This is a genomic window from Pseudomonas sp. 22526, assembly GCF_052044735.1.
In the GTDB taxonomy this organism is placed as follows: domain Bacteria; phylum Pseudomonadota; class Gammaproteobacteria; order Pseudomonadales; family Pseudomonadaceae; genus Aquipseudomonas; species Aquipseudomonas piscium.
The window spans coordinates 315,183-339,366 of sequence record NZ_JBQENK010000003.1; the positions used below are offsets into that span (position 1 = coordinate 315,183).

Genomic DNA, 24,184 nt, shown 5'->3' on the forward strand with positions numbered 1-24,184 from the left:
TTTCAACCATGTACAAGGACTATCCCGCGGCTTATCAGGTCAGCAAAGGCTCGGCCCTGCAGGTGGACACGGCCTTTTATGAACGGGTCCGCGACAGCAAGGACCAACGCACCTTGATCGAGCAATTCGAGGTGCCGATCCGTACCGGGCGTGCCTGGCATGTGCCGGCCGGGCATGTATTCCGGGTGACCACACCGGCCGGTCCGCAGGTCGGGGACTTCAACGTCTGGAATGCCAACGACCCGCGGGAGCGTTTGTGGGCGGCGCGTACCCGGCAGTTGCAGGGCGCGCATGTCAGTACCCATGACCGGCTGTGGTCGAACCTGCCGTTCCTGCGGCCACTGGTGACCATTACCGATGACAGCCTGGCCGGTTACGGCATCGACGAGCATGGCGGGCGCTTGCACGACCTGCTCGGCACGCGCTGCGATCCCTACGTGAACCGCATGCTCACTGGGGAGGACTTCCATCACCATTGCCATTCCAACCTGACGCGCGCGGTCCTGCCCCACGGCCTGACCGAGTTCGATGTGCACGATGTGCTGAATATCTTCCAGTGCACCGGGCTCAATCATGACGACATGTATTTCATGAAGGCCTGCCCCGCGCAGAAGGGCGATTACCTGGAGTTCTTTGCCGAAATCGATCTGTTGTGCGCGCTGTCGACCTGCCCGGGCGGCGATTTATCGCTGCCCATGTGGGGGCCGGAGGCCCAGGACCCGCTCAGTGTCTGCCGGCCATTGGGCGTGGAAATCTATCGGCTCGACGAGGCGTTGCTCGAAGGCTGGAGCCAGCCAGAACGGGCGGCCTACAAAGGCCTGCACGGTCTGCAGATCGCCAAGGCTGCCTGGGAGAAATAATGCCGCTGAGGTAATAAAAAGCCCCGCCATTGTGTGAATGGCGGGGCTGTTCGATTGGGCGATCCGGTCAGCGGTCCTGCGCGTCCTTGGCGTCCGCTTCCGCGTTGCGTTCAGCAACGCGCTTGCGTTGCTCGTCAGTTAGTTCCACCTTGTTGGCGGTGTCGCGCAGCAGCATCAATCCGCCGACGATCGAGCCGATTGCAACGACCAGAATCAACCAGGCATACCAGGGCATAGGACTCTCCTTGAGGGCATACCGGCGGGCGAGGAGTTTCGCCCGTCAAGCTGCCATACCACTTCGAGTTACAGCGTTTCGCAGTGGTTCCATTGTAGGCCTGATCTGCCCCGGTGACCTCTCTTGCATCAAGCTTGCGTAGCCGAAGGTTGCATTCGGCTACGCAAGCCAGCTACCGATGAATGCCATTCCCTCAGAGCCCGGTCAGCATCGCATCCGCCGGCGCATTGGCGCGCAGCTGCGCGGTCAGTTGGAAGTAGATGAAACCGGCCGCCATGAAACCGAGGAAGATCAGGCCGATCAGGCTGTTGAACCAGGCCATGGCTACCAGGCAGACCACGGCCAGCACCAGGGCAATGGCCGGGACCAACGGGTAACCCGGGGCGCGGAAGGTGCGTTCCAGGTGCGGCTCGGCCTTACGCAGCTTGAACAGGCTGAGCATGCTCATGATGTACATCACGATGGCGCCGAATACGGCCATGGTGATCATCGCCGCGGTCAGGGTCATGCCGCCCAGGTTGATCAGGCCATCGCTGTAGATGGCGGCGATGCCGATCAGGCCGCCGGCGATGATGGCGCGGTGCGGCGTCTGGAAGCGCGACAGCTTGGCCAGGGACGCCGGCAGATAGCCGGCGCGGGCAAGGGCGAAGAACTGCCGCGAGTAGCCAAGAATGATGCCGTGGAAGCTCGCCACCAGGCCGAACAGGCCGATCCACACCAGCATGTGCAGCCAGCCGGAGTTGTCCCCGACCACGGCTTTCATGGCCTGGGGCAGCGGGTCGTTGATGTTCGACAGGCTGCGCCAGTCGCCCACGCCGCCGGCGAAGAACATCACGCCCATGGCCAGCAGCACCAGGGTCAGAATGCCGCTGATGTAGGCCTTGGGGATGGTGCGTTTCGGATCCTTGGCTTCCTCGGCGGCCATGGCCGCGCCTTCGATGGCGAGGAAGAACCAGATGGCGAACGGAATCGCCGCGAACATCCCGGCGATCGCCGGTGCGCCGAAGGTATCCGAACCGGCCCAGCCGTTGAGGGCGAAGTGGCTGAAGCTGAAGGCCGGCGCGACCACGCCCATGAACACCAGCAGTTCCGCCACCGCCAGCACGCAGACCACCAGCTCGAAGGTGGCGGCGAGTTTGACCCCGAGGATGTTCAGCCCCATGAACACAATGTAGGCGCCGACGGCCGCGTGCTTCGGGTCCAGGGCCGGGAACTGCACATTCAGGTAGGCGCCGATCGCCAGGGCGATGGCCGGTGGCGCGAAGACGAACTCGATCAGGGTCGCCAGCCCGGCGATCAGCCCGCCTTTTTCACCGAAGGCCCGGCGGCTGTAGGCAAAGGGCCCGCCGGCATGGGGAATGGCGGTGGTCAGCTCGGTGAAGCTGAAGATGAAACAGCTGTACATGGCCGCGACCATCAGTGAAGTCAGCAGAAAGCCCAGGGTGCCGGCGACACCCCAGCCGTAACTCCAGCCGAAGTATTCCCCGGAGATCACCAGCCCGACCGCGATCCCCCATAGATGCAGCGTGCCCAGCGTTGGTTTGAGTTGTGTGTTCATGCGTGGCTCCCGGAACGGAATGAAGTGCTCGGGCTGCTCACTGCACCGCGCATGCCAGAGCGGAAACGGGCGTCGCAAAGCGCAAAAAGCTGTCGTATCGAGGATGTTGCCAGTTGTTTCAGGGCTGAAGGCGCCTGGATTGGTGCACGGCTGTGCAACAGAGGAGGGCGGTGGTGCCTGCGGGAGTGCTATCGCGAGCAGGCTGGTTCGAGTCGTGTTTTCCCCGTGTAGGAACAAGCGGGCTCGCGATGGCGGTCTGACAGGCCCGCGAGCCTTGCTGATCCCCGGTGTAAATCCCGGGTAAAGCCATTCTTTACGCTTTCTTTATGCGCCTCCCACCCCCTCGCTCTCGTTCCTTTACAGCCTCCCTGCGGACAATGCCCCTACACGCGGCGATTGCCGTACGACGGAGAGATTCCATGAGTGTTCTGGACGGGGTGTCCCTGCTGCTGGCAGTGGGGCTGTTCATCTATCTACTGGTTGCGCTGTTGCGCGCGGATCGGAACTAGGAGCGGCTATGCACAGTTATGACTATTGGCTGATCCTCGGCTTCTTTGCCCTGGTGCTGCTGCCCGCGCCTTTCCTGGGGCGGTTCTACTACAAGGTGATGGAAGGCCAGCGTACCTGGCTGACGCCGCTGTTGGGGCCGGTCGAGCGCGGCTGTTACCGACTCTCGGGCGTCGATGCGCAAAGCGAACAGAGCTGGCAGAAATACACCCTGGCCCTGCTCGCGTTCAACCTGGCAGGCTTTCTGCTGCTGTTCGCGATTCTGTTGTTCCAGGACCATTTGCCGCTCAACCCGCAGAACCTGCCGGGGCAGGAGTGGACGCTGGCGTTCAACACCGCGGTCAGCTTCATGACCAATACCAACTGGCAGGCCTACAGTGGTGAAGCCTCGCTGAGCTACCTGAGCCAGATGGCCGGCCTCACCGTGCAGAACTTTGTCAGTGCCGCCACCGGCCTGGCCGTGCTGGTCGCCCTGTGCCGCGGCATCGGTCGGCGCTCGGCGCAGACCCTGGGCAACTTCTGGGTCGACATGACCCGCGCCACCCTCTATGGCCTGCTGCCGCTGTGCCTGCTGCTGGCGTTGTTCCTGGTCTGGCAGGGTGTACCGCAAACCTTCGCCCAGTATGTGAACGCCGTGACCCTGCAGGGCGTGGATCAGGTGATTCCACTGGGTCCGGCTGCCAGCCAGATCGCCATCAAGCAATTGGGCACCAACGGCGGGGGCTTCTTCGGTGTCAACTCGGCACATCCGTTCGAGAACCCGACAGCCTGGAGCAACCTGTTCGAGGTGGCCTCGATCATTCTGATCCCGGTGGCCCTGGTGTTCACCTTCGGCCACTACGTCAAGGACCTGCGGCAGAGCCGGGCGATCATCGCCTGCATGCTGGCGCTGTTCCTGATCGGCGGCGCGACTTCGCTGTGGGCCGAGTACCAGCCCAACCCGACCCTGAACAATGTCGCGGTCGAGCAGACTGCACCGCTCGAAGGCAAGGAAGCGCGGTTCGGTACCACTGCCACTGTGCTCTGGTCGGTGACCACCACCGCGGCTTCCAACGGTTCGGTCAACGGCATGCATGACAGCCTCAACCCGCTGAGCGGCATGGTCGCGCTGATCAACATGATGGTCGGCGAAGTGATCTTCGGCGGCGTCGGCGCGGGCCTCTACGGCATGTTGCTGAACGTGCTGATCGCGGTGTTCCTCGCCGGCCTGATGATCGGGCGAACTCCGGAATACCTGGGCAAGAAGCTGCAGGCCAAGGAAGTGCAATTGCTGGTGGTGACCCTGATGGTGATGCCAATCGGTGTGCTGGTGCTGGGCGCTGTTGCCGCCAGCCTGCCAGGGCCGGTGGCGTCGGTGAGCAACCCCGGGTCCCATGGTTTCAGCCAGTTGCTGTACGCCTACACCTCGGCCAGCGCCAACAACGGTTCGGCTTTCGGTGGCTTTGGCGCCAACACCCCGTTCCACAACCTGATGCTGGGCCTGGGCATGTTGATCGGTCGTTTCGGTTACATCCTGCCGGTGCTGGCCCTGGCCGGCAGCCTGGCGCTGAAAAAGACCGCGCCGATTGGCCAGAACAGCTTCCCGACCCATGGTCCGCTGTTCGTCACGCTGCTGACCGTGACCATTTTGCTGGTGGGCGGGCTGACCTTTTTGCCGACCCTGGCGTTGGGCCCGATCGCCGAACATTTGAGCCTGGGCTTCTGAGGACTTGATGATGAATATGCCTGTTCCTTCCTCCAAGAAGGCCGTAACCGAAATGCCCGGTGCTAAAACCCTGGCTTCGAAACACACGATTGGCGAACAACAGAAAACTTCGATCGCGGCCCTGTGGCGTCCGGCCCTGGTACAAGTCTTCGTCAAGCTGGACCCGCGCCAGCTGCAACGCTCGCCGGTGATGCTGGTGGTCGAGCTGACGGCGATCCTGACCACGGTGCTGTGCTTTGTGCCGGACACCGCAGTGCCGACTTTCGTCGCTGCGCAGATCGCCCTCTGGCTGTGGTTCACCGTGCTGTTCGCCAACTTCGCCGAGGCCTTGGCCGAGGGTCGTGGCAAGGCCCGTGCCGACAGCCTCAAGGCCGGCAGCGAAGGTTTGAGCGCACGCTTGAAAAAAGCCAACGGCAGTTTCCAGGTGATCCCAGCCGCCAATCTGCGCAAAGGCGATGTGGTGCGCGTCGAGGCCGGGGAAATGATCCCGGGTGACGGCGAGGTCATCGAAGGTATCGCCGCGGTCAACGAAGCGGCGATCACTGGCGAGTCGGCACCGGTCATTCGCGAGTCCGGCGGCGACCGCTCGGCCGTGACCGGCAATACCCGCCTGGTGTCCGACTGGTTGCTGGTGCGTATTACCAGCAATCCGGGCGAATCGACCCTCGATCGCATGATCGCCCTGGTGGAGGGCGCCAAGCGCCAGAAGACCCCGAACGAAGTGGCCCTGGACATCCTGCTGATCGGCCTGACCCTGATCTTCCTGATGGTGGTCGTGACCCTGCAGCCGTTCGCCCACTTCGCCAATGGCAGCCTGCCGCTGGTGTTCCTGGTGGCGTTGCTGGTGACCCTGATTCCGACCACCATCGGTGGCCTGCTGTCAGCCATCGGTATCGCCGGGATGGACCGCCTGGTACGCCTGAACGTGATCGCCAAATCCGGTCGCGCCGTGGAAGCGGCGGGGGACGTGCACGTCCTGTTGCTGGACAAGACCGGCACCATCACCTTCGGTAACCGTCGTTGCGCGGCTATCCACTCGGCGCCTGGGGTCAACAACCAGGAAATGGCCGAGGCCACCTTGCTGGCCTCGCTGGCGGATGACACGGCGGAAGGCAAATCCATCGTCGAATACCTGCGCGGGCTTTATCCACAGCCTGAGCCGGGCGCCGATGCGCTGACTGCCGTGCCGTTCAGCGCCGAAACCCGGCTGTCCGGTGTCGACTATCAGGGGCGGGTCTATCGCAAGGGCGCGGTGGATTCGGTACTGGCCTTCGTCGGCCTGCAACGTGGCGATCTGGCGCCGACGCTGTCCCGGGAGGTCGACAAGATCGCCCAGAGTGGCGGCACGCCGTTGCTGGTGTGCGCCGACGGCAAGCTGCTGGGCGTCATTCACCTCAAGGACGTGGTCAAGCCAGGTATCCGCGAGCGTTTCGCCGAGCTGCGCAAGCTGGGGATCCGCACCGTGATGGTGACCGGCGACAACCCGTTGACCGCCGCCGCCATTGCCGCGGAGGCCGGGGTGGATGACGTGCTGGCCGAAGCCACGCCGGAGAAAAAGCTGGCGCGCATTCGCCACGAACAGAACGACGGCCGCCTGGTCGCCATGTGTGGCGACGGCGCCAACGACGCCCCGGCGCTGGCCCAGGCCGACGTCGGCATGGCAATGAACGATGGCACCCAGGCGGCGCGTGAGGCGGCGAACATGGTCGACCTCGACAGCGACCCGACCAAGCTGCTGGACGTGGTGCAGATCGGCAAGGAGCTGCTGGTGACCCGTGGCGCCCTGACCACCTTCTCCATTGCCAACGACGTGGCCAAGTACTTCGCGATCCTGCCGGCGCTGTTCGCGGCGATTTATCCACAGCTCGGCGTGCTCAATATCATGCAACTGAGCAGCCCGCAGAGCGCGATCCTCTCGGCGATCGTGTTCAACGCCCTGATCATCGTCGTGCTGATTCCGCTGGCCCTGCGCGGGGTACGGGTACAGGCGGCCAGCGCGGCCCATCTGCTGCGTCGCAACCTGCTGATTTATGGCGTGGGCGGGATTGTGGTGCCGTTCCTGGGCATCAAGCTGATCGACATGCTGCTGACTGCTTTGCACCTGGTGTAACCGCATCCCTGGAGGAGCGGGCCTGCTGGCGAGGCGCTGTCGTTGAAGCACCGCTGGCAGGCTGGCTCCTACGAAGTGTGTGGTGAGCTTGTTAACCGAATCGAGGATTTGATGATGTCCACTGTATTGCGTCCGGCCTTGAGCCTGATTGTGTTGATGACCCTGATCACTGGCGTGGCCTACCCGCTGGTGGTCACCGGCGTGGCCCAGGTAGCGTTTCCGAAACAGGCCAATGGCAGCCTGGTGCTCGATGGCGTGGGCAAGGTCCGTGGCTCGGCCCTGATCGCCCAGGATTTCACCGGCGATAGCTGGTTCCACCCGCGTCCATCGGCCGGTGCCTTTGCCACCGTCTCCAGCGGCGCGAGCAACCTCGGGGCGAGCAACCCGGCGCTGGCCACCCGGGTGATCGACGACGCCAACAAGCTGGCAGTACCAGGGCAGGGGCCGGTGCCGTTGGCGATGCTGACGACTTCGGGCAGCGGCCTGGATCCGCACTTGCCACCGGAGGCGATTAACTATCAACTGGCGCGCGTAGCCGCGGCACGCAACCTGCCGGTCGCCACGCTGCAGCAACTGGTGGATGCTCATGTCGAGCAGCCTCTGGTCGGTCCGCCAGTGGTCAATGTGCTGGCCCTGAACATGGCGCTGGAAAAGCTCGCCCTGTAGCCAGCTGCTACAAGTGTGTATGTCGATGATTTGAGTTCAGAGAGAAAAATGCATGAGTGATTCCGGCCGCGCCGATGCACTGTTAGCCGATCTGTCCCATGACGGCCGCGGCCGGCTCAAGGTCTTTCTAGGGGCCGCCCCGGGCGTAGGCAAGACCTACGCCATGCTGTTGGCGGCGCACACACAATTGCGCCAAGGGGTGAAGCTCCTGGCCGGGGTGGTGGAAACCCATGGTCGGGCGGAAACCGAAGCCTTGCTTGGCGGCTTGCCGCAACAGCCGCTGGTGCGTTCCGAATACCGTGGGGTGATGCTCGAAGAGATGGACCTCGACGGTCTGCTCAAGGCCAAACCCAAGTTGGTACTGGTGGACGAGCTGGCCCACACCAACGCCCCGGGCAGCCGGCATGCCAAGCGCTGGCAGGATGTTCAGGAATTACTGGCGGCTGGCATCGACGTCTTCACTACGGTCAACGTGCAGCATCTGGAAAGCCTCAACGATCAGGTCCGCGGCATCACCGGCGTGCAGGTCCGCGAAACCCTGCCCGACTGGGTGCTGCAGGAAGCCTACGAGTTGCTGCTGGTGGACCTGCCACCGCGTGAGCTGCTGGAGCGCCTGCGCGACGGCAAGGTGTATGTGCCGGAGCAGGCCCGGGCGGCGATCGATGCGTTCTTCACCCAAACCAACCTCACCGCTCTGCGCGAGCTGGCGATGCAGACCGCGGCGGCGCAGGTCGATGACGATCTGGCCCAGGGTTATCGCAAGCTCGGACAGGCAGCACCGGCGGTGCGCGGACGCTTGCTGGTGGGGGTCGACGGCGACGCCCAGGCCGAGCGCCTGGTGCGCCATGCCAGTCATGTCGCCCAGCGGCGGCACCTGCCCTGGAGCCTGGTGCATGTGGATAACGGCCGGGCGCCCGACGAGCAATCCCGTCAGCGTCTGCAAAGTGCCCAGCAACTGGCCGAGCGTCTGGGCGGCGAGGTGGTCCTGCTGCGAGCCGGCGAGGTGGCAAAAACCCTGATTCAGCATGCCGCGGAGCGTCGTGCCAGCCTGCTCCTGGTGGGGCAGTCACGGCCACGCCTGCGCCGCCGCTGGTTCGGTGGCGGCCTGGCGGCGCGCCTGCTGCGCAATGCCCGGGGGCTGGAAGTCAACGTCCTCGACAGCGAAGAGGAGGTCGGGCAGCAGCGTCTGCGGGTGGTACATGCGCCGGTCTGGTTCGACTACGCGCTGGCGGTTTTGGCGACGACCTTGGCGTCCGGCCTGTCTTGGGCGGTGGCGAGTGTGTTGCCGCTACCGAACATTTCCCTGGTGTTCCTGGCCGCGGTGCTGCTGGTGGCGGTACGCAGCAGTCTCGGGCCGGCGCTGGTGTGCGCGGCCCTGTCGTTCCTGACATACGACTTCCTGTTCATTCCACCGACTTTCTCTTTCGCCATCCAGCGCGAGGAGGACGTGCTGACGCTGCTGTTCTTCCTGTTGATGGCGGCCCTGACTGGCAACCTGGCGGCACGCCAGCGTCGGCAGTTGCAGGCGCTGCGCGATACCCAGGAAGAAACCAGCGAACTGCTGGACCTGTCGCGCAAACTCACGGCCGCCACCGACCGGCAGGCGGTGATCAGTGCCGCGGCGCAGCACCTCAATGGCTGGAAGGAGCTGCAGCTGTGCCTGCTCAATCGCGACGGGCAGGGCGGCTGGAAGGTCGAGACGGGTGGGCCCTTGCAGTTTTCCGAGTCGGAGCGGGCTGCGGCCGACTGGGCCTGGCAACATGATCAGCCTGCGGGAATGGGCACCGGAACCCTGCCTTTCGGGCGCTGGTGGTGGTGGCCGTTATCCGTCGATGAGGGCCCGTTGGGCTTGCTTGGGGTGTGTCCGAAAGAAGGCGAGGAACTCAACGCTCAGCGTCGGCGCCTGTTGAGTGCCTTGAGCCAGCCCCTGGCTCAGGCCCTGGCCCGGGCACAGTTGGCCGAGGACCTGGAAGCGGCGCGCCTGCATGGCGAAACCGAGCAATTGCGCAGCGCGCTGCTGGCTTCGGTGTCCCATGACCTGCGCACGCCGCTGACCTCGATGCGCGGCAGCATCGACAGCCTGCTGGCACTGGGGGAGGCGATTCCGCTGGAAGACCGTCGCGAACTGCTCGAAGGCACGCGCGATGAGGCTGAGCGCCTGGATCGCTACATTCAGAATCTGCTGGACATGACTCGCCTCGGGCATGGGGCGTTGAAGCTGGCGCGGGACTGGGTAGCGCCGGCCGACATCGTTGGCAGCGCACTGAATCGCCTGCGGGTGGTGCTGGCGCCGCTGAAGGTCAGCACCGTGCTGCCGGCCGAACTGCCATTGCTTTACGTGCATGCGGCGCTGATCGAACAGGCTCTGATCAATGTCCTGGAAAACGCCGCGCGCTTTTCGCCGGCCCATGGCCGTTTGCAACTCAGCGTCGGGACCAGCGATACCGAGTTGCTGTTTGCCGTGAGCGACGAGGGGCCGGGGATTCCGGAGGAGGACCGGCCGCGGATTTTCGACATGTTCTACACTGCTGCGCGCGGCGATCGCGGCGGGCAGGGCACCGGCCTGGGACTGGCGATCTGTCAGGGCATGGTCGGTGCCCATGGTGGGCGTATCACGGTGGGCGAAGGGATCGAGGGGCGTGGCACTTGCATCACCTTGTGCCTGCCGTTGCAGGCGCAACCCGAGCTTGAAGGAGAGGCCTGAGTGCCGGTAAAAAGCGTCAATCCAACGAGGCCAGGAGGGCCGAGCATGTTCTTTAAGATCCCGAGTAGCGCCTGCGCTACTCTTGCGCCACTTACTTGTCTTGAACCAAAACCATGAGCCAGACCGCGACCATCCTGGTCATCGATGACGAACCGCAGATTCGTAAATTCCTGCGTATCAGCCTGGTGTCCCAGGGCTACAAGGTGCTTGAAGCCGGTACCGGCAATGAAGGCCTGGCCCAGGCGGCGCTGAACAAACCGGACTTGCTGGTGCTCGACCTCGGCCTGCCGGACATGGACGGCCAGCAGGTGCTGCGCGAGTTTCGCGAGTGGTCGGGCGTGCCGGTGCTGGTGTTGTCGGTGCGGGCCAGCGAAGGGCAGAAGGTCGAGGCGCTGGACGGTGGCGCCAACGACTACGTGACCAAGCCCTTTGGCATCCAGGAATTCCTGGCGCGTATTCGTGCCTTGTTGCGCCAGGCGCCTGCCGGTGAAGCGCAGGAAGCCGCGCTGAATTTCGGCCCGCTGACCGTGGACCTGGCGTATCGCCGGGTATTGCTCGACGGCACCGAAGTGGCGCTGACGCGCAAGGAATATGCCGTGTTGGCGCAACTGGCGCGGTACCCGGGACGGGTGATCACCCAGCAGCAACTGCTCAAGGACATCTGGGGGCCGACGCACACTGAGGACAGTCATTACCTGCGTATCGTGGTCGGGCACCTGCGGCAGAAGCTGGCGGACGATCCTACCCGGCCACGCTTTATCGTGACCGAGGCCGGGGTAGGGTACCGGTTGCTGGGGGCGGAGGAGGAAGTCGGCTCGCGCTAGCGGTATCGCGGCCTTCTTTCAATTCAGCTCGTTCTCGTAACGGTCCAGGGTATCGCTGGCAATCTCCCGTCCCAGGGCGATCAGCTCCGGAGCCTTGTAGAACTCGAAGAAACGGCACACCCGCTTGGGCACGTTGATCAGGATGTCCGGCGGGTAGCCGGCGATCTTGTACTGGGCCAGCGAGGTCTGCATCACCTCGAAGCTCTGGTTGATCAGGTCCAACAGGGAAGCGGGGCCAACGTTATCGATAATGAACGAGCCGGTGGCCGATTTCGGGGCGCCATCGGTTTCCGGAGCCGCGGCCGGTTGCTGGGCCTCGGGCTCGGCGGATTCGATCCAGGGGTTGCCAATATCGGCCGCCTCGCTGCGCAGGGCTTCCTGTTCGAGCAGCAGCAGTTGTTCGGCTTGCTTGCGGCGAAAGGGCAGGTGCGAGCCCAGGGAGTTGATCAGGCTGTCGAAGCGGCTCTTGAAGGCGGCGGGGCGCTGGATCACTGGTAGCTGATAACGACGCTGGTTGGTCGAGTTGAGGTTGACGGCGATGATCAGGTCGCAGTGGCTGGAAACCACCGGCACGATCGGCAGCGGATTGAGCAAGCCGCCGTCCACCAGCATGCGATTGCCTTGCATGACCGGGGTGAACAGGCTGGGGATCGCCGCCGAAGCCCGCATGGCCTGGTGCAGGCAGCCTTCCTGGAACCAGATTTCCTGCTGGTTGGTCAGGTCGGTGGCCACGGCGGTGTAAGGGATGCGCAGGTCTTCGATGTTGATTTCGCCGACGATCTTGCGGATCTGGCCGAACACCTTCTCTCCGCGTATCGCCCCCAGGCGAAAGCTGACGTCCACCAGCCGCAGCACATCCAGATAGTCCAGGCTTTCGATCCAGCTGCGGTAGTCGTCCAGTTTGCCGGCGGCGTAGATGCCACCGACCACCGCCCCCATGGAACAACCTGCGACACAGCCAATGTCATAACCACGTCTTTCGATTTCTTCAATCACCCCGATGTGGGCGTAACCCCGGGCACCACCAGAGCCCAGGACCAGTGCGACACGCTTCTTCATGACTCGATCCTTCGCCAGACAGGTTTCCACAATGCACCCATCGAGGGTTTCGGTTCAATCACTGACTGCCGCTTCGGGCCTTGGCCAAAGGGATTTTTCCAATGGCTCGCCGCATGGGGTTATGCTCGTGCGGCTATATTTTCCCTTGGCGGGCCAAGGCACTTTTTGCGGCGGCGATCGTCTTATCGTTCACCATTGTTTTTATTGTTCCCGACTGTTTTCCCTATCTTGAGGTGTCATTGATGAAAGCCTGGATCTGTCTGCCGTTGATTGCATTGGTACTCGGTGGTTGTGCTGGCAAGACCGCCTATCGCGACAGCTGCGGTACGCAACTGGATGCGGCCTGGCATGAACTGGACCTGGCCAAGGCCGAAGGTTTTGCTGGCACCGTCAGCTATTCCAAAGCCCTGTCGCTGCTGACCGGAGCCAAGACCCAGCAGCAATTCGAAGCCTTCGAGGGCTGCACCAGAAAAGCCGAGAAGGCCCGTTTCTATATTCGTGAGTCGCGCGCCGGCCGCTGATCGCAAGGCTGCCGTTTGCCGCTAGACTGAAGAGCGCTCTTCAGTTTCCGTCTCGCGGGCGTCGTGATCGCGCCTGCCAGTCATTCCAGGGCCCGGCCGCAGTCTTTGTACTGCGGGCCGGGTCATTCGTTTCGGGAGTCAATGATGTCTGCCTTGGTTGATCAGTTGGTAGCACAGGTGTTGGGGCTGGAGGTGCGCCTGCTGGCGTGCCAGGCGCGTTTGCAGGCGGTGACCGACCCCGAGGCGCTGCACGATCTGCGTACCACGGTGCGCCGCTTGCGCAGCCTGTTGCGAGCGCTGCGCGGCTTGCCGGGTGTCGAGCAACTGGAAGCGGCCGCTTCGGCGGTCGGGCAACTGACGACGCCGTTGCGCGATCGTGAGGTCCTGGCCGCGCACCTGCATCAACATGGCTACCATCAGGCTGCGGAACGCCGCACCACGGGCCTGGCGGACGAGTATCGAACGGTGGCGGCGGGGGCCGAACTCAAGCAACTGTTGCTGGTGCTGGATGCCTTCCCGCGTTTCCTGCGGGCGGCGCAGCGTCAGGAACTGTTGCACGGCTTGCGCAAACGCATCGAAAAGCGCCTGGCCAAGCAATGGAAGGCCCTGGACCAGGCCCTGCATGATCCGGCTCATGACCGGCACCGTTTACGCCTGCTGATCAAGCGTGTGCGCTACGCCGCCGAGGCTTATCCCGAACTTGCCGCGCTGTCGCCCAAGGCGGTCTCTCACTTGAAGGCCGCGCAGGGGGCGCTGGGTGACTGGCATGATTGCTGGCAATGGCTGGCCCAGGCCGAACGGCAGGCGGACCTGTTGCCTTGTGTTCCGGCCTGGCACGCCACCATGCACAAGGCCGAGGCCAATGCCGATCGGGTACTCGACAAGCTGAGCGCTGCCTGCTTTCGTACCTGAAAGTATCCGGGCGGCTTATCTGTCAGTCTTTTTGGCGGGAATAAGTGCTTTACGGCTGTACCCTGCTGGTTAAGATCCTCGAATCTTTCTTTTGACCAGAGGTGCTCATGCGCTTTTCCGATTTGCTCGATGCCGTCCGCCAACATCCGTTGGAGCTGTCGATTCCAACCGAGTGGGCGCAGGGGCGGGCCAGTTTCGGCGGATTGGTAGCGGCTTTGCAGTATGAAGCCATGCGCGCAAAAGTCCCTGCCGAGCGCCCAGTGCGTTCACTGGCGATCACCTTTGTCGGTCCGGTCACCCCCGATGCGCCGGTCAGTTTTGAAGTCGAGGTGCTGCGCGAGGGCAAGGCCGTCAGCCAGGTGCTGGGGCGTGCGGTGCAGAACGGTCAGGTAGTGACCCTGGTGCAGGGTAGTTTTGGTGCCTCTCGGCCTTCCGAAGTGACGGTCGTCGCCGAGGAAGCGCCCGCCATGAAACATTGGGACGAGTGCCCGGAGTTGCCTTACATCAAGGACGTGACGCCGGAGTTCATGCGCCATCTGGCGATGCGCTGGAGCATCGGTGGCATGCCGTTTACCGGCAACAAGTCGCGGGACATGGGCGGCTGGGTGCGCCTGCGTGGCGATGTGAAGGAAGAGCCCATGAGCGAGGCGCATATCCTCGCGCTGGTGGACGCCTGGCCGCCGGCCTTGTTGCCGCATCTGACCAGCGTCGTCCCCGGCAGCACCCTGACTTGGACCATTGAATTCGTGCAGCCGCTGCTGGCGCTGAGCACCCTGGACTGGTGCAAGTACCGGGTGAATATCGAGCATGCCCGTGATGGTTATGGCCATGCGGCCGCGGCACTCTGGAGCGCAGAAGGTCAGTTGATCGCGCTCAGCCGGCAGACGGTCACCATCTTCGGCTGAACCCCTCTCAATGCCGGTGGCGCTCGCGCCAGGCACGCCACCAGGCGCCGCTGAGGACGAAGCGTGGAAAGGTCACGAATTGTTCCACCAGCAGGCGCTGGACTGCATCTTTACGGTCACTGAACGGCTCGGCGGTTTGCGCCTCCAGGCTGTGGCCGTGACGCTGCAGGCCCAGGGCTGCAATCAGGCCGACCACGCCGATAGCGACGTTGGTGAAGCTCAAGCCGAATACCCCTGAAACCAGCAACAGAAAGCCGACGATGAACAGCGGCACCGCAATCAGGTGCAACACCAGGTTGGTCGGGTTGCGGTGGTTGTGCGGGTAGGAGCGCCATTGCCAGGCGGGGAGGTTGGGGTGACGTTTACCCATGACTGTGATCCTTGATTCGTAGAAACCTATGTATCAAGGATAGGTCTCGCGCGGGGCTTCGGCGAATCAAGGCTGGCTATGGGGGCGATAGGTTGGCAAGGGTTTCGCTCCGGCAGGCAGGCCGATTCTGCAGGAGCGAAACTCGCGGTTTACAGCTTCAGCTGACCGATGGCCTTGCTCAACTCTCCGGCCAGGGTCGCCAGTTCGTTGCTGGTGGTCGCCGAGTCGACGGTCTGTTGCACGGTGTTTTCGGTGACGTCGCGAATACTCACCACAGCGCGATTCATTTCTTCCGCCACCTGGCTTTGCTGTTCGGCCGCCACCGCAATCTGGGTATTGCTTTCACGCATCTGTGCCACGGCCGCGGTGATCTCCGCCAGCGCTGCGCCGGCTTCCTGTGCCTGCTGCACGCAATCGTCCGCCTTGAACGAGCTTTCCTGCATGAAGTCCACTGCGTCGCGGGTACCGGCCTGCAGGGCGGAGACCATCCGGGTGATTTCGTCGGTGGAGGTCTGCACCCGTTTGGCGAGGTTGCGTACTTCATCGGCGACCACCGCGAACCCCCGGCCCATTTCACCGGCGCGCGCGGCTTCGATCGCGGCATTGAGCGCCAACAGGTTGGTCTGTTCGGCAATGCTATGGATCACGTTGACCACGCCGTTGATCTTCTGGCTGTCCTCGGCCAGGCGCTGGATCATCTCGGCAGTCTGTTGCACGCCGGTGGAGAGCCCGGAGATGGATTTCTGTACGCGACCCACCACTTCCTGGCCGCTGCCGGCGAGGGCGTCGGCGGTCTGGGAGCGATCCCGGGTGGCGCCGGCGTGCTGGGCGATGTGGTAGACGGTGGCGGACATTTCGTTGATCGCTGTCGCGGCCTGATCGGTTTCGCTTTGCTGGCCCAGCATGCCGTGACGCACGTCGTTCATGCTCGACGCCAGGCGCGCGGCGCCGATATCCAGTTGCCGGGCGGTGTTGGCGACGGTGTTGACCACCCGCTGGTAACCGGCCTGCATCGCGTTGAAGGCGCTGGCCATCTGGCCGACCTCGTCGGTGCACGACAGTGGCACGCGAGCCGACAGATCGCCGGTCTTCTCCACATGCAGCATCACATCCTTGAGGGTGTTCAGTTGGCTGAGCAGGAAGCGGATCAACAGTTGCGAAGCACCGAGCATCGCCAGCATCAGAATGAACACGGCCGCCGCATACTGGCTGAAGCGCTCGCTGAATACCTGATTCAGGCTCGGCCCATGGGCAAGCACCGCAACCCGTTGGCCATCGGCCCGAGACAGCACATGCGCGCCGATCAGCGGGTCTTCGCCGAACAATGGCATTTCGTCGAAGGCCACCCATCCATTGGCGTTGCTCAATTCTGGCAAGGGGCGTTGGTCGAGGCTGGGGATCTGGCCGGCAGCGAAGCTCAGCAGATTTTCGGCGCTGGGCAGGGTTTGCCCGGGAGGCCACGCGCCGAGCAGGCTCGCTTGGGCCCTGGCGGTGTTTTGTGAGGCCTGGCTACGCGCTTGTTGCTCCAGCTGGACGGCGTACAGGACCAGTAGCAGGGTGGTCACGAAGGCGACTGCATTGACCGCCCAGAACTTGTATTTCAGTGAGATATTGCTGAGCCAGGCACCCATGGAAGGTCTTCTCTGATTAAGCGGAACAGTATTGGCAAGGTGCCATTATTGTGCCGCTATGCAGAGGGTTAAATCTTGATATGCGTCAAGCAATCTCGGGCAAGTCGAAAAAGGCACGGGCGCTGGCGGTACTGTGGGCCGCCAGCTCTTCCTGGCTTTCGCCGCGATGCAGGGCTACCTCGCGCAACACTTCGGTCAGGTAGGCCGGCTCGTTGCGACCGTTCTTCGGCTTGGGGCGCAGGCTGCGGGGCAACAGATAGGGGGCGTCGCTTTCCAGCATCAGGCGACCGCGGGGAATCTCTCGCACCAGCGGGTGCAAGTGAGTACCGCGGCGTTCGTCGCAGATCCAGCCGGTGATGCCAATGTGCAAGTCGAGGTCCAGGTAGTTGAACAGCGCGCGCTGTTCGCCGGTGAAGCAATGCACCACGGCGGCCGGCAAGCGATCACGAAAGTCGCGGACTATTTCCAGCAGGCGCTGGCTGGCATCGCGTTCGTGGAGGAAGACCGGAAGTTGCAGTTCAACAGCCAGGGCCAGATGCTCCTCCAGCACTTTTTCCTGTTGCGGGCGGGGGGAGAAGTCCCGGTTGAAGTCCAGGCCGCATTCGCCCACGGCCTTGACGCTGCCTTCCTTGAGCAGGCTGCGCAGGCGCTGTGCGCTGTCGGCATTCCAGTCGCTGGCGCAATGCGGGTGAATACCGGCGGTAGAGAACAGTTGGCGGCCACTTTCGTCCAGTTGCCGAGACAGCTCGAGCGCCTGTTCGCTGCCTTCGACGCTGGTGCCGGTGAGCACCAGTTGGCAGACGCCGGCGGCATAGGCTCGGTCCAGTACTGCGCGATGTTTTTCGGCGAAACTCGGGTTGGTCAGGTTGACGCCGATATCGATGAGTTGCATGGTGCTATCTCCGCCTGCGGCCGGAAAGCATATCAGAGCTGTAGATTTATAAGAAAAGCCAAGAACTACAACGAGTTGAAGCTGTCTCTTGATGCCGGAAGAAAGGCAGCGGTTGGTTTGCCTGCCGTGGTTGTGCCAGTCTTGCGCATCTTGTCAGCGCTCTAGGCGCTCTGTTTTTGTTGCCCGATTTTTTGCCAGTGCTCGAAAAACGGACAGTATTCTTTCCCGGAGAGCGGATGACGCGACCCTCGGTTTTGCTAGCGTTGTGCTTGTCGTTGCTGCTGCCCCTGCCGGCGGTAGCACGCTTGGCTGGCCCTCCGGAAGCTGCTGTAGCGGGCAAGGTTCGCGACCTGGCGGAAATCCGCAGCAGCCGGGTCTTGCGGGTGCTGGTCAACCAGAGTCGCAACAGCTCCGGTGAAGTCCAGGGGCAGGCCATCGGCGTCGAATACCACCGTCTGCGCGCCTTTGAGCAGTACCTCAATGGTCACGCTCGCGACGGTCAGGAAATCAGCCTCAAGATCATCCCCAAAGCCAAGGATCAACTGCTCGGTGCGCTGCAGCGCGGTGAGGGGGATCTGGTCGCCCCGGGAGAACTGCTGGAGGCGCTACCGGGGCAAGCGGTGAGCCCCAGTGAGCCGGTCGCCAGCAACGTGCCGTTGCTGCTGGTGGGAATCAAGGGCGAGCGGCGTTACGCCCGACTCGAACAGCTCTCCGGCAAGACCCTGGCGTTGACCACGGGCAGCGCCGCCGGGGATGCAGTGAGTCAGATCAATCAGAAGCTGGCGTTGCATAAGCTGGCGCCGGTCAAGGTCGAATGGGTCGATCCGAGCCTGGCAGTCGAAGATGTCCTGGAAATGGTTCAGGGCGGCATCTTTCACCTGACCATCGTCGAGAAGCCCATTGCCGAGCGCTGGGGCAAGGTCTTGCCGAAGCTGCGTTTCGATCGGCAACTGGTCATCAGCGAGCCTGGCCAGGAGCACTGGTTCGTGCGGCGCGACGCCTCGATGCTGCGGGCGAGCATCGATCGTTTCCTGAAGGTCTACAAGGCCCCGGCGGATCAGGACGTGGCCTTCTTGCGTATCTACCGGCGCCTGTATCAGGTGCATAACCCTTTGACCCGGGCCGATCGCCAGCGCCTGGAAAAGCTGCGCCCGGTACTACAGAAGCATGCCGATGCACAGAGCATGGACTGGTTGAACCTGGCGGCCCTGGCCTTCAAGGAATCGTCGTTGCAGCCCAATGCCAGAAGCGGCAGCGGCCCGACCGGCCTGATGCAGATCACCCCGTCAGCCGCCCAGCGGGTCGGGGTCAATAACATTCAGACCCTGGATAACAATGTGCTGGCCGGAGCCAAGTACCTGGCGTTGATCCGGCGCAAGTTCTTTTCCAGCCCCAAGCTCAACGAACGCGAGCGTATGGCATTCGTCCTGGCGGCCTACAACATGGGGCCGGAGCGTGTGCAGGGGATGCGCACCGAAGCCCGGCGGCGCGGGTTGAACCCCAATCAGTGGTTTTTCCAGGTCGAGCGCATTGCCATGGAGCAGGTCGGAATGGGCGCTGTCAGCTATGTTAATAGCGTCAACAAATACTATTTGGCGTTTGACCGGGAACGCGAATCGTTGGAGCCGCAAGCGCGTAAGGTCGTCTTACGGAAGTAATCGAAAAAATTGATTGTTATCTTGCTGTTTTTGCACTTTTAACATGAATTTTTGTGATTAATATAGCGGCCCAATACCCAACACCACAAAGGACTACACAGCATGAGCACACTGATCAAAACCGTACTGAGCACCCGTGCAGGTTATGGCCTGACCGTCCTGCGCGTTTTTGTCGGCATCATTTTCGCCGCTCACGGCGCGCAAAAGCTTTTTGGCCTGTTTGGCGGTTACGGATTGGCTGGGACGGCACAGTGGATGGAGAGCATTGGCCTGGCACCAGGACATTTGATGGCACTGTTGTCGGGCGGTACCGAGTTCTTTGGCGGCCTGGCGCTGATTATCGGTCTATTGGCACGTCCTGCCGCGTTGGGGTTGAGCTTCACCTTGCTGGTGGCGATTTTCTCCGTACACATCGGCAATGGCCTGTTCATGGCAAACAATGGTTATGAGTTCGCCCTGGCTTTGCTCGGCGGCACCATTGCAGTTCTGATCGAAGGCGCGGGCAAATTGTCACTCGATGCGGCGATTGCCAAGTAACTTCCGGCAAACACTCAAAGGCCCGCTCGTAGCGGGCCTTTTTCGTTGCTGATTTCGTTATTGGGGATTCTTGACACTACCCCGTCGGCTTCTCTAGGATTGTTGCCCATGCGCCGATTTAAACAGCTACTTGCGGGGCGCCAGGTGATCCGGAATATCACCGACAGAAGCTCTACAGGCTTCGAAATACCGCTAAAGCGCTGGTTCGGTGTTGCCTCTCACCTGCCCGGCAGAAAATTGAGGCAGAGACACGACACGATGAATGCACTTCACCCTCCTGTACGTCTTGCGCCAATCACGGCGAACCTTGTCCAGCGCAATCCAAAAATTCTTCTTGGCGGCACACACCAGCCGACATTGCTGCGTTATCTCGATGGCTGGCCACGTCGCAGCGCAGGCCCTTCAGCCTTTCTGATCCAGTTCATCGAAGACGGCGAGTCCCTGGCACGTTTTGCCAATGACAGTTTTGACCTGGCGGTGATACAGGCGCCCAGCTCGGAAAATGCCGCCGAAGTCATCCGGCATCTGACCCGTGTGGCTCGACAGGGGCTGATCACCCGTAGGTAAGTAGCTGATCAACCCGGCTGTCGAGGTGGGTGTTTTCCTGATGTTTCTGAGTCCCGCCTGAAGGCTCCATCGATATCAGGGCTTTAAACGACGGAGTTGCGTTTGGCCAGCTCCGCCAGTGCGACCAGGTTGGAAACGTTGAACCGTTTTAGCAGCCTGACTTTATAGGTGCTCACCGTCTTGTGGCTGATCAGCAGCGCATCCGCGATTTTCTGATTATTCATACCGCTTGCCAGCAGTTTCAGGACGGTGATTTCCCGGTCAGTCAGTTGGGCAATCAAGACGCTTTCCTGGCAGGCGGCGTTTGTATTCTGTTGCAAGGTGCTGATTGTATCTTCGGGGAAGTAGCTATACCCCGACAGTATGGCTTTTACCGCGTTGGCCAGTTCGTTCAGATTATCGTTCTTGCACAGGAAGCCGGCTGCACCGGCCTGTAAACAGCGCAGGGCGAAGTTCTTGGAGTTGCTGGAGGTCAGCACCAGTGTCTTGATCGGCAACCCTGCGGACTTTATATGGGAGATAACGGAAAACCCATCGAGATTGGGTATGTTCAAGTCCAGGATGAGCAGGTCTGGAAGATGCTTGCGTACCAGCTGGACGGCGTCGGCCCCGTTGTCCGCCTCCGCGACGATGTTGTGTTCGTGAGGTTCCAGAACGGTTCTTATGGCGAGTCGAATCAACGGATGGTCGTCGACGATGATGATACTTCCCATGCAAGGCATCTCGATGTTTAGGGTTGGGTGTGTTTTCTACATATTATCCGAGCACTCTGAAAACTAAATCAGACGAATCTGATAGTTGTCATTGAGTGGCTAAGTTATGGTTGGGCACAGTTTTAATCTGGAAAAGACTAACTCTCCATGCACGTTATTATCTTTAAACCGGCCCAGCTTAAAGGCTCCTGGCTATTCAATCTGCTCTTGCGTCTTGATCGTTTCATCTATTGGTTTGCCCCTTCTCTGGCTATGTTGATGGGAGCAGCAGGCATCGCGCTGTGTTTTTTAGCTTGGCAGCAGCAACTGATATTGACAGGGATAGGTGGAGCAGCCCTGATGCTAATGGCAGCAGGAATAACGATGCTCTGGTCGAATTATGAATGGTGGCTGTTCAAGCTAAGTCCACAGAAGGGGTTGAATATCCCTCTTAAGTAAAATCTGAGCTGGAAAATATTGACGAAATAATTCTATTGTCAGTGTTTTTATGTTTTTAAGGGGTTCCAATTCGGATTTCGTCGCTGCGTGATTTGGTCGCTTGTCGACGGTTTCGGATAAATCTACTTGAGGATCGGAATTATCTAGTTTTCGGGCAGGTGTTGTAAGGTGTATTTTTTGCTCCTTACGATATATGGACGGAGCCTGAATCAGCGATGCTGCTACGAACTATTTCCATCAAAAATGCAGAGCAGGAAGTGCTGAACGGTGCGGTGCTCTGTAGCTTTGCAATTCCTGTGCTGAGCCATAATTTTCTTGCTTATAGCTTGAATGAGGGCGCTGAAGTTGGAGAGTCGAGAGTTTATTTGGCGATGCTAAATAAGGCGGGGCAGAGTTATTCGCTGAGTTCGATTGAGTCCGAGGAAGATTGGCGTCAGGTTATTCAAGTCTTCAAGGAAATAGTCACCCATGCGAGCCTGCCTGAGGGGCGACAGCCAGGTTCTGGTGGTAGTACCGATATTCCTTACCATCTGATTGACCTTAAGGATTGTGTGATACCGACAGGGAACCTATCGGATCATCGTTCACTCACCATCAAGAAAAATTTGGTGATGAAGCTTATCTCGTCAGAAACCTCGATTGCTTGCCTGCCTGCAATTGACAGCGCTGAACTCGGCGTTCCTGTGCTCGATGTCTCTATTGCGATGACTTCTCAAAATACTCCTGCTGAACAAGCTGTTGCAGAGTGTATCGATGAGGTTTCTGACTCGAATGAGCATCGCTCGCCAGGAGTCGTTGAGGATCCTGAGGGCGATGTATTCGATGATGTTCCATCCGGATTCGCTCCGATTGGAGAGCCGGAGGAGTTCTCTCAAAAACCAGGAGAAGCTGAGGCTGATGTGGAGGATGTTCCTACTGATGCCTCATTATTTACCAAGAGCTTTCAACACGATATGACTGAAATGCCGATTGCGAATGCCGAAAAATATGTCGACTCATCTGAAAGTGATGCTCCCTTGTCTGGCCATTTGACGCCTGAGGTTACCGCTGGCCAGTCTGCCAACTCGGAGGTCGATGTTGGACGCCTGTCCCAAGGTCTACAGAACACACTGGCTGGCTTGGCGGAGGTGGTTCGCGATTTGGCTTCGGAGGAAGAGGTGGAATTAATCCAGAGTGATGAGTACGACCTGTCGATAGCTGACAGTGTTCCAACTTTGATGGATAGGCCGGTTCAGGCCACCGCAGATATCGATCAATCTGCTCAAGTTGCTGGGGATGTAGCACAGGATGAGTTGGCTGATTACCCAATTCCCTTGGAGAACTCGTTGGATGAAGCGCAGTTTCTGATGGCAACGCTTCCTGAGACTGAAGCTGCACTTCAGGGAGCGGATACAGATCATCTACTTCTTGATGTGGAGAGCACTTTGTCGAATCTTGCACTTATGGCGCAGGAGTTGACACAGCAAAAAATGGTTGCGGTGAAACAACAGGAAGCTTTGGAACTTTTGAAGGAGCAGTTGCAAGAGCGAGAGCGTAAGCTTCATGAAAAAGATGAGCACCTGCGCCAGCTACAAAGTCAGCTTCAGCAAGAGAAGATCGCGATCGATAAGTCCGCTGAGCATAATTCCCGAGTGATTGCAGAACGCAGTGCTGCGCTTCAGCAGCTGGCTGAAAGTGTCGAGTCCAGAGAGCGAAGCGTTGCCCGGCGTTCTGAACTGATGCAGCTCGAGCAGCAACGTCTTGATGAAATTTCCGCTAAGCAAAGTATCCGCGCAGCCGAACTGGAAAAGAGGGACGTCGGGATCCAGCAAAAAAATGCGGAGCTGGTGGAAAGGTTAACGCAGTTGTCCAGTACCCGTAAGAAACTCAGCAATATTGTAAAAGGCTTCAATGAGACGGTGACCTTCAATAATAGCCTGCATAGCATATCCAGCACTTTGCTCAGCGATGATGAGTAAAGCGCTTCTTCTGACATTACAGTTCTCTCTTTTGGTGTGTTGGGTATTTTAACAAAGCAGTATTTGACCTGTATGAAAAGGCGGAGAGTGCAGTCAGGCGGGGCAAATTGGAGAGAGCTGATGAGGCGTATCCGGTTTAAATAGATGCATTCTGATGTGGATTCGCGCATGGGTTTGACGCCCCCAATGACCAAGCACGACCGCTTTTCGTACAACGCCCAAGCGGCGGTGTTATCGGCCTGCTCATTCGGGATAGGGCGTCCTTGTGTGGAGGCGTGCTGCAGGTGGATTTATCTCGCCTGGCATTGGTTCTCAAGGTCTCGGTTCAACCATAATGCTGAACTGCTCATAAGGCGATGCATGGGGGTTAACCAATTGAGTACCAAGCTCATTACGCAGGAAGGTTTCGAGGCTCTGAAAAATGAGCTGGATTACCTGTGGCGGGAGAAGCGTCCGGATGTGACGCAGAAAGTCACTTGGGCGGCCTCCCTGGGGGACAGGAGTGAAAATGCGGATTATCAATACAACAAGAAGCTCCTGAGGGAAATTGACCGCCGGGTGCGCTACTTGCGCAAGCGCCTCGAAGACATGAAGGTCGTGTCTTATTCGCCGGAACAGGAGGGCCGGGTGTTCTTCGGCGCCTGGGTCGACATCGAGAATGAAGAGGGCGACACCAAGCGCTTCCGTATCGTCGGTTATGACGAGATATACGGGCAGAAGGATTACATCTCCATCGATTCGCCCATGGCCCGAGCGCTCTTGAAGAAGGAAGTCGGCGACGAGGCGATAGTGCAGACGCCCGGTGGAGACATGTGCTGGTGGATCAATCAGATCGAATACGTGAAATGAACTGG

At 60.7% G+C, this 24,184-nt stretch carries 23 protein-coding genes; 16 read left to right on the forward strand and 7 right to left on the reverse strand.

What is annotated here, in order from left to right; genetic code table 11:
- The first annotated feature begins 8 nt into the window (after nucleotides 1–8).
- Nucleotides 9–860, forward strand: a complete 852-nt coding sequence (locus tag ACTJKT_RS06290) for an urea carboxylase-associated family protein (protein WP_038577125.1) — start codon at nucleotides 9–11, stop codon at nucleotides 858–860.
- Between the two features lie 67 nt (nucleotides 861–927).
- Here the strand turns inward: ACTJKT_RS06290 and ACTJKT_RS06295 are convergent, their stop codons facing one another.
- Nucleotides 928–1,095 carry a DUF2897 family protein gene (locus ACTJKT_RS06295; protein ID WP_092300174.1) on the reverse strand — a complete coding sequence of 56 codons (168 nt, stop codon included), beginning with the start codon at nucleotides 1,093–1,095 and terminating at the stop codon, nucleotides 928–930.
- Nucleotides 1,096–1,288: 193 nt separating this feature from the next.
- The gene (gene eat / locus ACTJKT_RS06300) at nucleotides 1,289–2,653 is read right to left on the reverse strand and encodes an ethanolamine permease (RefSeq protein ID WP_440786520.1); all 1,365 of its coding nucleotides are present in this window, start codon (nucleotides 2,651–2,653) and stop codon (nucleotides 1,289–1,291) included.
- Between the two features lie 419 nt (nucleotides 2,654–3,072).
- Between eat and kdpF the strand changes: the two genes are divergently transcribed.
- From kdpF to ACTJKT_RS06330, 6 genes are all read left to right on the forward strand, one after another.
- The gene (kdpF, locus tag ACTJKT_RS06305) at nucleotides 3,073–3,162 is read left to right on the forward strand and encodes a K(+)-transporting ATPase subunit F (protein WP_007899818.1); all 90 of its coding nucleotides are present in this window, start codon (nucleotides 3,073–3,075) and stop codon (nucleotides 3,160–3,162) included.
- Between the two features lie 8 nt (nucleotides 3,163–3,170).
- On the forward strand, nucleotides 3,171–4,865 hold the full coding sequence (gene kdpA / locus ACTJKT_RS06310) for a potassium-transporting ATPase subunit KdpA (protein ID WP_440786521.1): 1,695 nt from the start codon (nucleotides 3,171–3,173) through the stop codon (nucleotides 4,863–4,865).
- 10 nt (nucleotides 4,866–4,875) lie between these two features.
- Nucleotides 4,876–6,975, forward strand: a complete 2,100-nt coding sequence (kdpB, locus tag ACTJKT_RS06315) for a potassium-transporting ATPase subunit KdpB (RefSeq protein WP_440786522.1) — start codon at nucleotides 4,876–4,878, stop codon at nucleotides 6,973–6,975.
- Nucleotides 6,976–7,089: 114 nt separating this feature from the next.
- Nucleotides 7,090–7,641 carry a potassium-transporting ATPase subunit KdpC gene (kdpC, locus tag ACTJKT_RS06320; RefSeq protein WP_440786523.1) on the forward strand — a complete coding sequence of 184 codons (552 nt, stop codon included), beginning with the start codon at nucleotides 7,090–7,092 and terminating at the stop codon, nucleotides 7,639–7,641.
- 52 nt (nucleotides 7,642–7,693) lie between these two features.
- Nucleotides 7,694–10,345, forward strand: coding sequence for a DUF4118 domain-containing protein (locus ACTJKT_RS06325; protein WP_440786524.1), 2,652 nt, complete (start codon nucleotides 7,694–7,696; stop codon nucleotides 10,343–10,345).
- A gap of 113 nt (nucleotides 10,346–10,458) precedes the next feature.
- Nucleotides 10,459–11,169: a response regulator gene (locus ACTJKT_RS06330; protein ID WP_440786525.1), complete on the forward strand. Its 711-nt coding sequence runs from the start codon at nucleotides 10,459–10,461 to the stop codon at nucleotides 11,167–11,169.
- Nucleotides 11,170–11,187: 18 nt separating this feature from the next.
- On the opposite strand, the gene ACTJKT_RS06335 is transcribed toward ACTJKT_RS06330, so the two are convergent.
- The gene (locus tag ACTJKT_RS06335) at nucleotides 11,188–12,228 is read right to left on the reverse strand and encodes a patatin-like phospholipase family protein (protein WP_097304577.1); all 1,041 of its coding nucleotides are present in this window, start codon (nucleotides 12,226–12,228) and stop codon (nucleotides 11,188–11,190) included.
- Between the two features lie 242 nt (nucleotides 12,229–12,470).
- On the opposite strand from ACTJKT_RS06335, the gene ACTJKT_RS06340 reads away from it, so the two are divergent.
- The 3 genes from ACTJKT_RS06340 (at nucleotide 12,471) to ACTJKT_RS06350 (ending at nucleotide 14,566) form a co-directional block, all read left to right on the forward strand.
- A complete protein-coding gene (locus ACTJKT_RS06340) occupies nucleotides 12,471–12,749 on the forward strand; it encodes a hypothetical protein (protein ID WP_009050148.1) in 279 nt (92 codons plus the stop codon).
- A 144-nt stretch (nucleotides 12,750–12,893) separates the two neighbouring features.
- Nucleotides 12,894–13,661 carry a CHAD domain-containing protein gene (locus tag ACTJKT_RS06345; protein ID WP_440786526.1) on the forward strand — a complete coding sequence of 256 codons (768 nt, stop codon included), beginning with the start codon at nucleotides 12,894–12,896 and terminating at the stop codon, nucleotides 13,659–13,661.
- A 107-nt stretch (nucleotides 13,662–13,768) separates the two neighbouring features.
- A complete protein-coding gene (locus ACTJKT_RS06350) occupies nucleotides 13,769–14,566 on the forward strand; it encodes an acyl-CoA thioesterase (protein ID WP_440786527.1) in 798 nt (265 codons plus the stop codon).
- Between the two features lie 7 nt (nucleotides 14,567–14,573).
- Here ACTJKT_RS06350 and ACTJKT_RS06355 read toward each other — a convergent pair whose 3' ends face one another.
- The 3 genes from ACTJKT_RS06355 to ACTJKT_RS06365 all read right to left on the reverse strand — a co-directional run bounded on the left by ACTJKT_RS06355 (nucleotide 14,574) and on the right by ACTJKT_RS06365 (nucleotide 17,459).
- Nucleotides 14,574–14,936, reverse strand: a complete 363-nt coding sequence (locus ACTJKT_RS06355) for a terminase (protein ID WP_440786528.1) — start codon at nucleotides 14,934–14,936, stop codon at nucleotides 14,574–14,576.
- Nucleotides 14,937–15,085: 149 nt separating this feature from the next.
- Nucleotides 15,086–16,567, reverse strand: a complete 1,482-nt coding sequence (locus ACTJKT_RS06360; RefSeq protein WP_440786529.1) for a methyl-accepting chemotaxis protein — start codon at nucleotides 16,565–16,567, stop codon at nucleotides 15,086–15,088.
- 85 nt (nucleotides 16,568–16,652) lie between these two features.
- The gene (locus tag ACTJKT_RS06365; RefSeq protein WP_440786530.1) at nucleotides 16,653–17,459 is read right to left on the reverse strand and encodes a TatD family hydrolase; all 807 of its coding nucleotides are present in this window, start codon (nucleotides 17,457–17,459) and stop codon (nucleotides 16,653–16,655) included.
- Nucleotides 17,460–17,695: 236 nt separating this feature from the next.
- Here ACTJKT_RS06365 and ACTJKT_RS06370 point away from each other — a divergent pair, with 236 nt between their 5' ends.
- The 3 genes from ACTJKT_RS06370 to ACTJKT_RS06380 all read left to right on the forward strand — a co-directional run bounded on the left by ACTJKT_RS06370 (nucleotide 17,696) and on the right by ACTJKT_RS06380 (nucleotide 20,221).
- On the forward strand, nucleotides 17,696–19,117 hold the full coding sequence (locus ACTJKT_RS06370) for a transglycosylase SLT domain-containing protein (protein ID WP_440786531.1): 1,422 nt from the start codon (nucleotides 17,696–17,698) through the stop codon (nucleotides 19,115–19,117).
- A 102-nt stretch (nucleotides 19,118–19,219) separates the two neighbouring features.
- Nucleotides 19,220–19,654, forward strand: coding sequence for a DoxX family protein (locus ACTJKT_RS06375; protein WP_440786532.1), 435 nt, complete (start codon nucleotides 19,220–19,222; stop codon nucleotides 19,652–19,654).
- A 258-nt stretch (nucleotides 19,655–19,912) separates the two neighbouring features.
- Entirely contained in the window at nucleotides 19,913–20,221 is a 309-nt protein-coding gene (locus ACTJKT_RS06380) for a class I SAM-dependent methyltransferase (protein WP_440786594.1), read from the forward strand.
- Between the two features lie 83 nt (nucleotides 20,222–20,304).
- On the opposite strand, the gene ACTJKT_RS06385 is transcribed toward ACTJKT_RS06380, so the two are convergent.
- Complete coding sequence (locus ACTJKT_RS06385) at nucleotides 20,305–20,934, reverse strand: response regulator transcription factor (RefSeq protein ID WP_025805506.1); 630 nt, start codon at nucleotides 20,932–20,934, stop codon at nucleotides 20,305–20,307.
- Between the two features lie 147 nt (nucleotides 20,935–21,081).
- Between ACTJKT_RS06385 and ACTJKT_RS06390 the strand changes: the two genes are divergently transcribed.
- From ACTJKT_RS06390 to greB, 3 genes are all read left to right on the forward strand, one after another.
- Nucleotides 21,082–21,372 carry a hypothetical protein gene (locus ACTJKT_RS06390; RefSeq protein WP_440786533.1) on the forward strand — a complete coding sequence of 97 codons (291 nt, stop codon included), beginning with the start codon at nucleotides 21,082–21,084 and terminating at the stop codon, nucleotides 21,370–21,372.
- Between the two features lie 215 nt (nucleotides 21,373–21,587).
- On the forward strand, nucleotides 21,588–23,330 hold the full coding sequence (locus tag ACTJKT_RS06395; protein ID WP_440786534.1) for a hypothetical protein: 1,743 nt from the start codon (nucleotides 21,588–21,590) through the stop codon (nucleotides 23,328–23,330).
- Nucleotides 23,331–23,705: 375 nt separating this feature from the next.
- A complete protein-coding gene (gene greB, locus ACTJKT_RS06400; protein WP_440786595.1) occupies nucleotides 23,706–24,179 on the forward strand; it encodes a transcription elongation factor GreB in 474 nt (157 codons plus the stop codon).
- The last annotated feature ends 5 nt before the right edge of the window (nucleotides 24,180–24,184 follow it).

Coding starts and splice junctions, on each gene's coding strand:
- ACTJKT_RS06395 (WP_440786534.1), top strand. CDS start 21,588: ATGCTGCTACGAACTATTTCCATCAAAAATGCAGAGCAGGAAGTGCTG.
- ACTJKT_RS06340 (WP_009050148.1), top strand. CDS start 12,471: ATGAAAGCCTGGATCTGTCTGCCGTTGATTGCATTGGTACTCGGTGGT.
- ACTJKT_RS06290 (WP_038577125.1), top strand. CDS start 9: ATGTACAAGGACTATCCCGCGGCTTATCAGGTCAGCAAAGGCTCGGCC.
- ACTJKT_RS06375 (WP_440786532.1), top strand. CDS start 19,220: ATGAGCACACTGATCAAAACCGTACTGAGCACCCGTGCAGGTTATGGC.
- eat (WP_440786520.1), bottom strand. CDS start 2,653: ATGAACACACAACTCAAACCAACGCTGGGCACGCTGCATCTATGGGGG.
- ACTJKT_RS06365 (WP_440786530.1), bottom strand. CDS start 17,459: ATGCAACTCATCGATATCGGCGTCAACCTGACCAACCCGAGTTTCGCC.
- ACTJKT_RS06325 (WP_440786524.1), top strand. CDS start 7,694: ATGAGTGATTCCGGCCGCGCCGATGCACTGTTAGCCGATCTGTCCCAT.
- ACTJKT_RS06295 (WP_092300174.1), bottom strand. CDS start 1,095: ATGCCCTGGTATGCCTGGTTGATTCTGGTCGTTGCAATCGGCTCGATC.
- ACTJKT_RS06350 (WP_440786527.1), top strand. CDS start 13,769: ATGCGCTTTTCCGATTTGCTCGATGCCGTCCGCCAACATCCGTTGGAG.
- ACTJKT_RS06380 (WP_440786594.1), top strand. CDS start 19,913: ATGAATGCACTTCACCCTCCTGTACGTCTTGCGCCAATCACGGCGAAC.
- kdpC (WP_440786523.1), top strand. CDS start 7,090: ATGTCCACTGTATTGCGTCCGGCCTTGAGCCTGATTGTGTTGATGACC.
- kdpF (WP_007899818.1), top strand. CDS start 3,073: ATGAGTGTTCTGGACGGGGTGTCCCTGCTGCTGGCAGTGGGGCTGTTC.
- kdpB (WP_440786522.1), top strand. CDS start 4,876: ATGAATATGCCTGTTCCTTCCTCCAAGAAGGCCGTAACCGAAATGCCC.
- ACTJKT_RS06330 (WP_440786525.1), top strand. CDS start 10,459: ATGAGCCAGACCGCGACCATCCTGGTCATCGATGACGAACCGCAGATT.
- ACTJKT_RS06370 (WP_440786531.1), top strand. CDS start 17,696: ATGACGCGACCCTCGGTTTTGCTAGCGTTGTGCTTGTCGTTGCTGCTG.
- ACTJKT_RS06355 (WP_440786528.1), bottom strand. CDS start 14,936: ATGGGTAAACGTCACCCCAACCTCCCCGCCTGGCAATGGCGCTCCTAC.
- ACTJKT_RS06345 (WP_440786526.1), top strand. CDS start 12,894: ATGTCTGCCTTGGTTGATCAGTTGGTAGCACAGGTGTTGGGGCTGGAG.
- kdpA (WP_440786521.1), top strand. CDS start 3,171: ATGCACAGTTATGACTATTGGCTGATCCTCGGCTTCTTTGCCCTGGTG.
- ACTJKT_RS06360 (WP_440786529.1), bottom strand. CDS start 16,567: ATGGGTGCCTGGCTCAGCAATATCTCACTGAAATACAAGTTCTGGGCG.
- ACTJKT_RS06385 (WP_025805506.1), bottom strand. CDS start 20,934: ATGGGAAGTATCATCATCGTCGACGACCATCCGTTGATTCGACTCGCC.
- ACTJKT_RS06335 (WP_097304577.1), bottom strand. CDS start 12,228: ATGAAGAAGCGTGTCGCACTGGTCCTGGGCTCTGGTGGTGCCCGGGGT.
- ACTJKT_RS06390 (WP_440786533.1), top strand. CDS start 21,082: ATGCACGTTATTATCTTTAAACCGGCCCAGCTTAAAGGCTCCTGGCTA.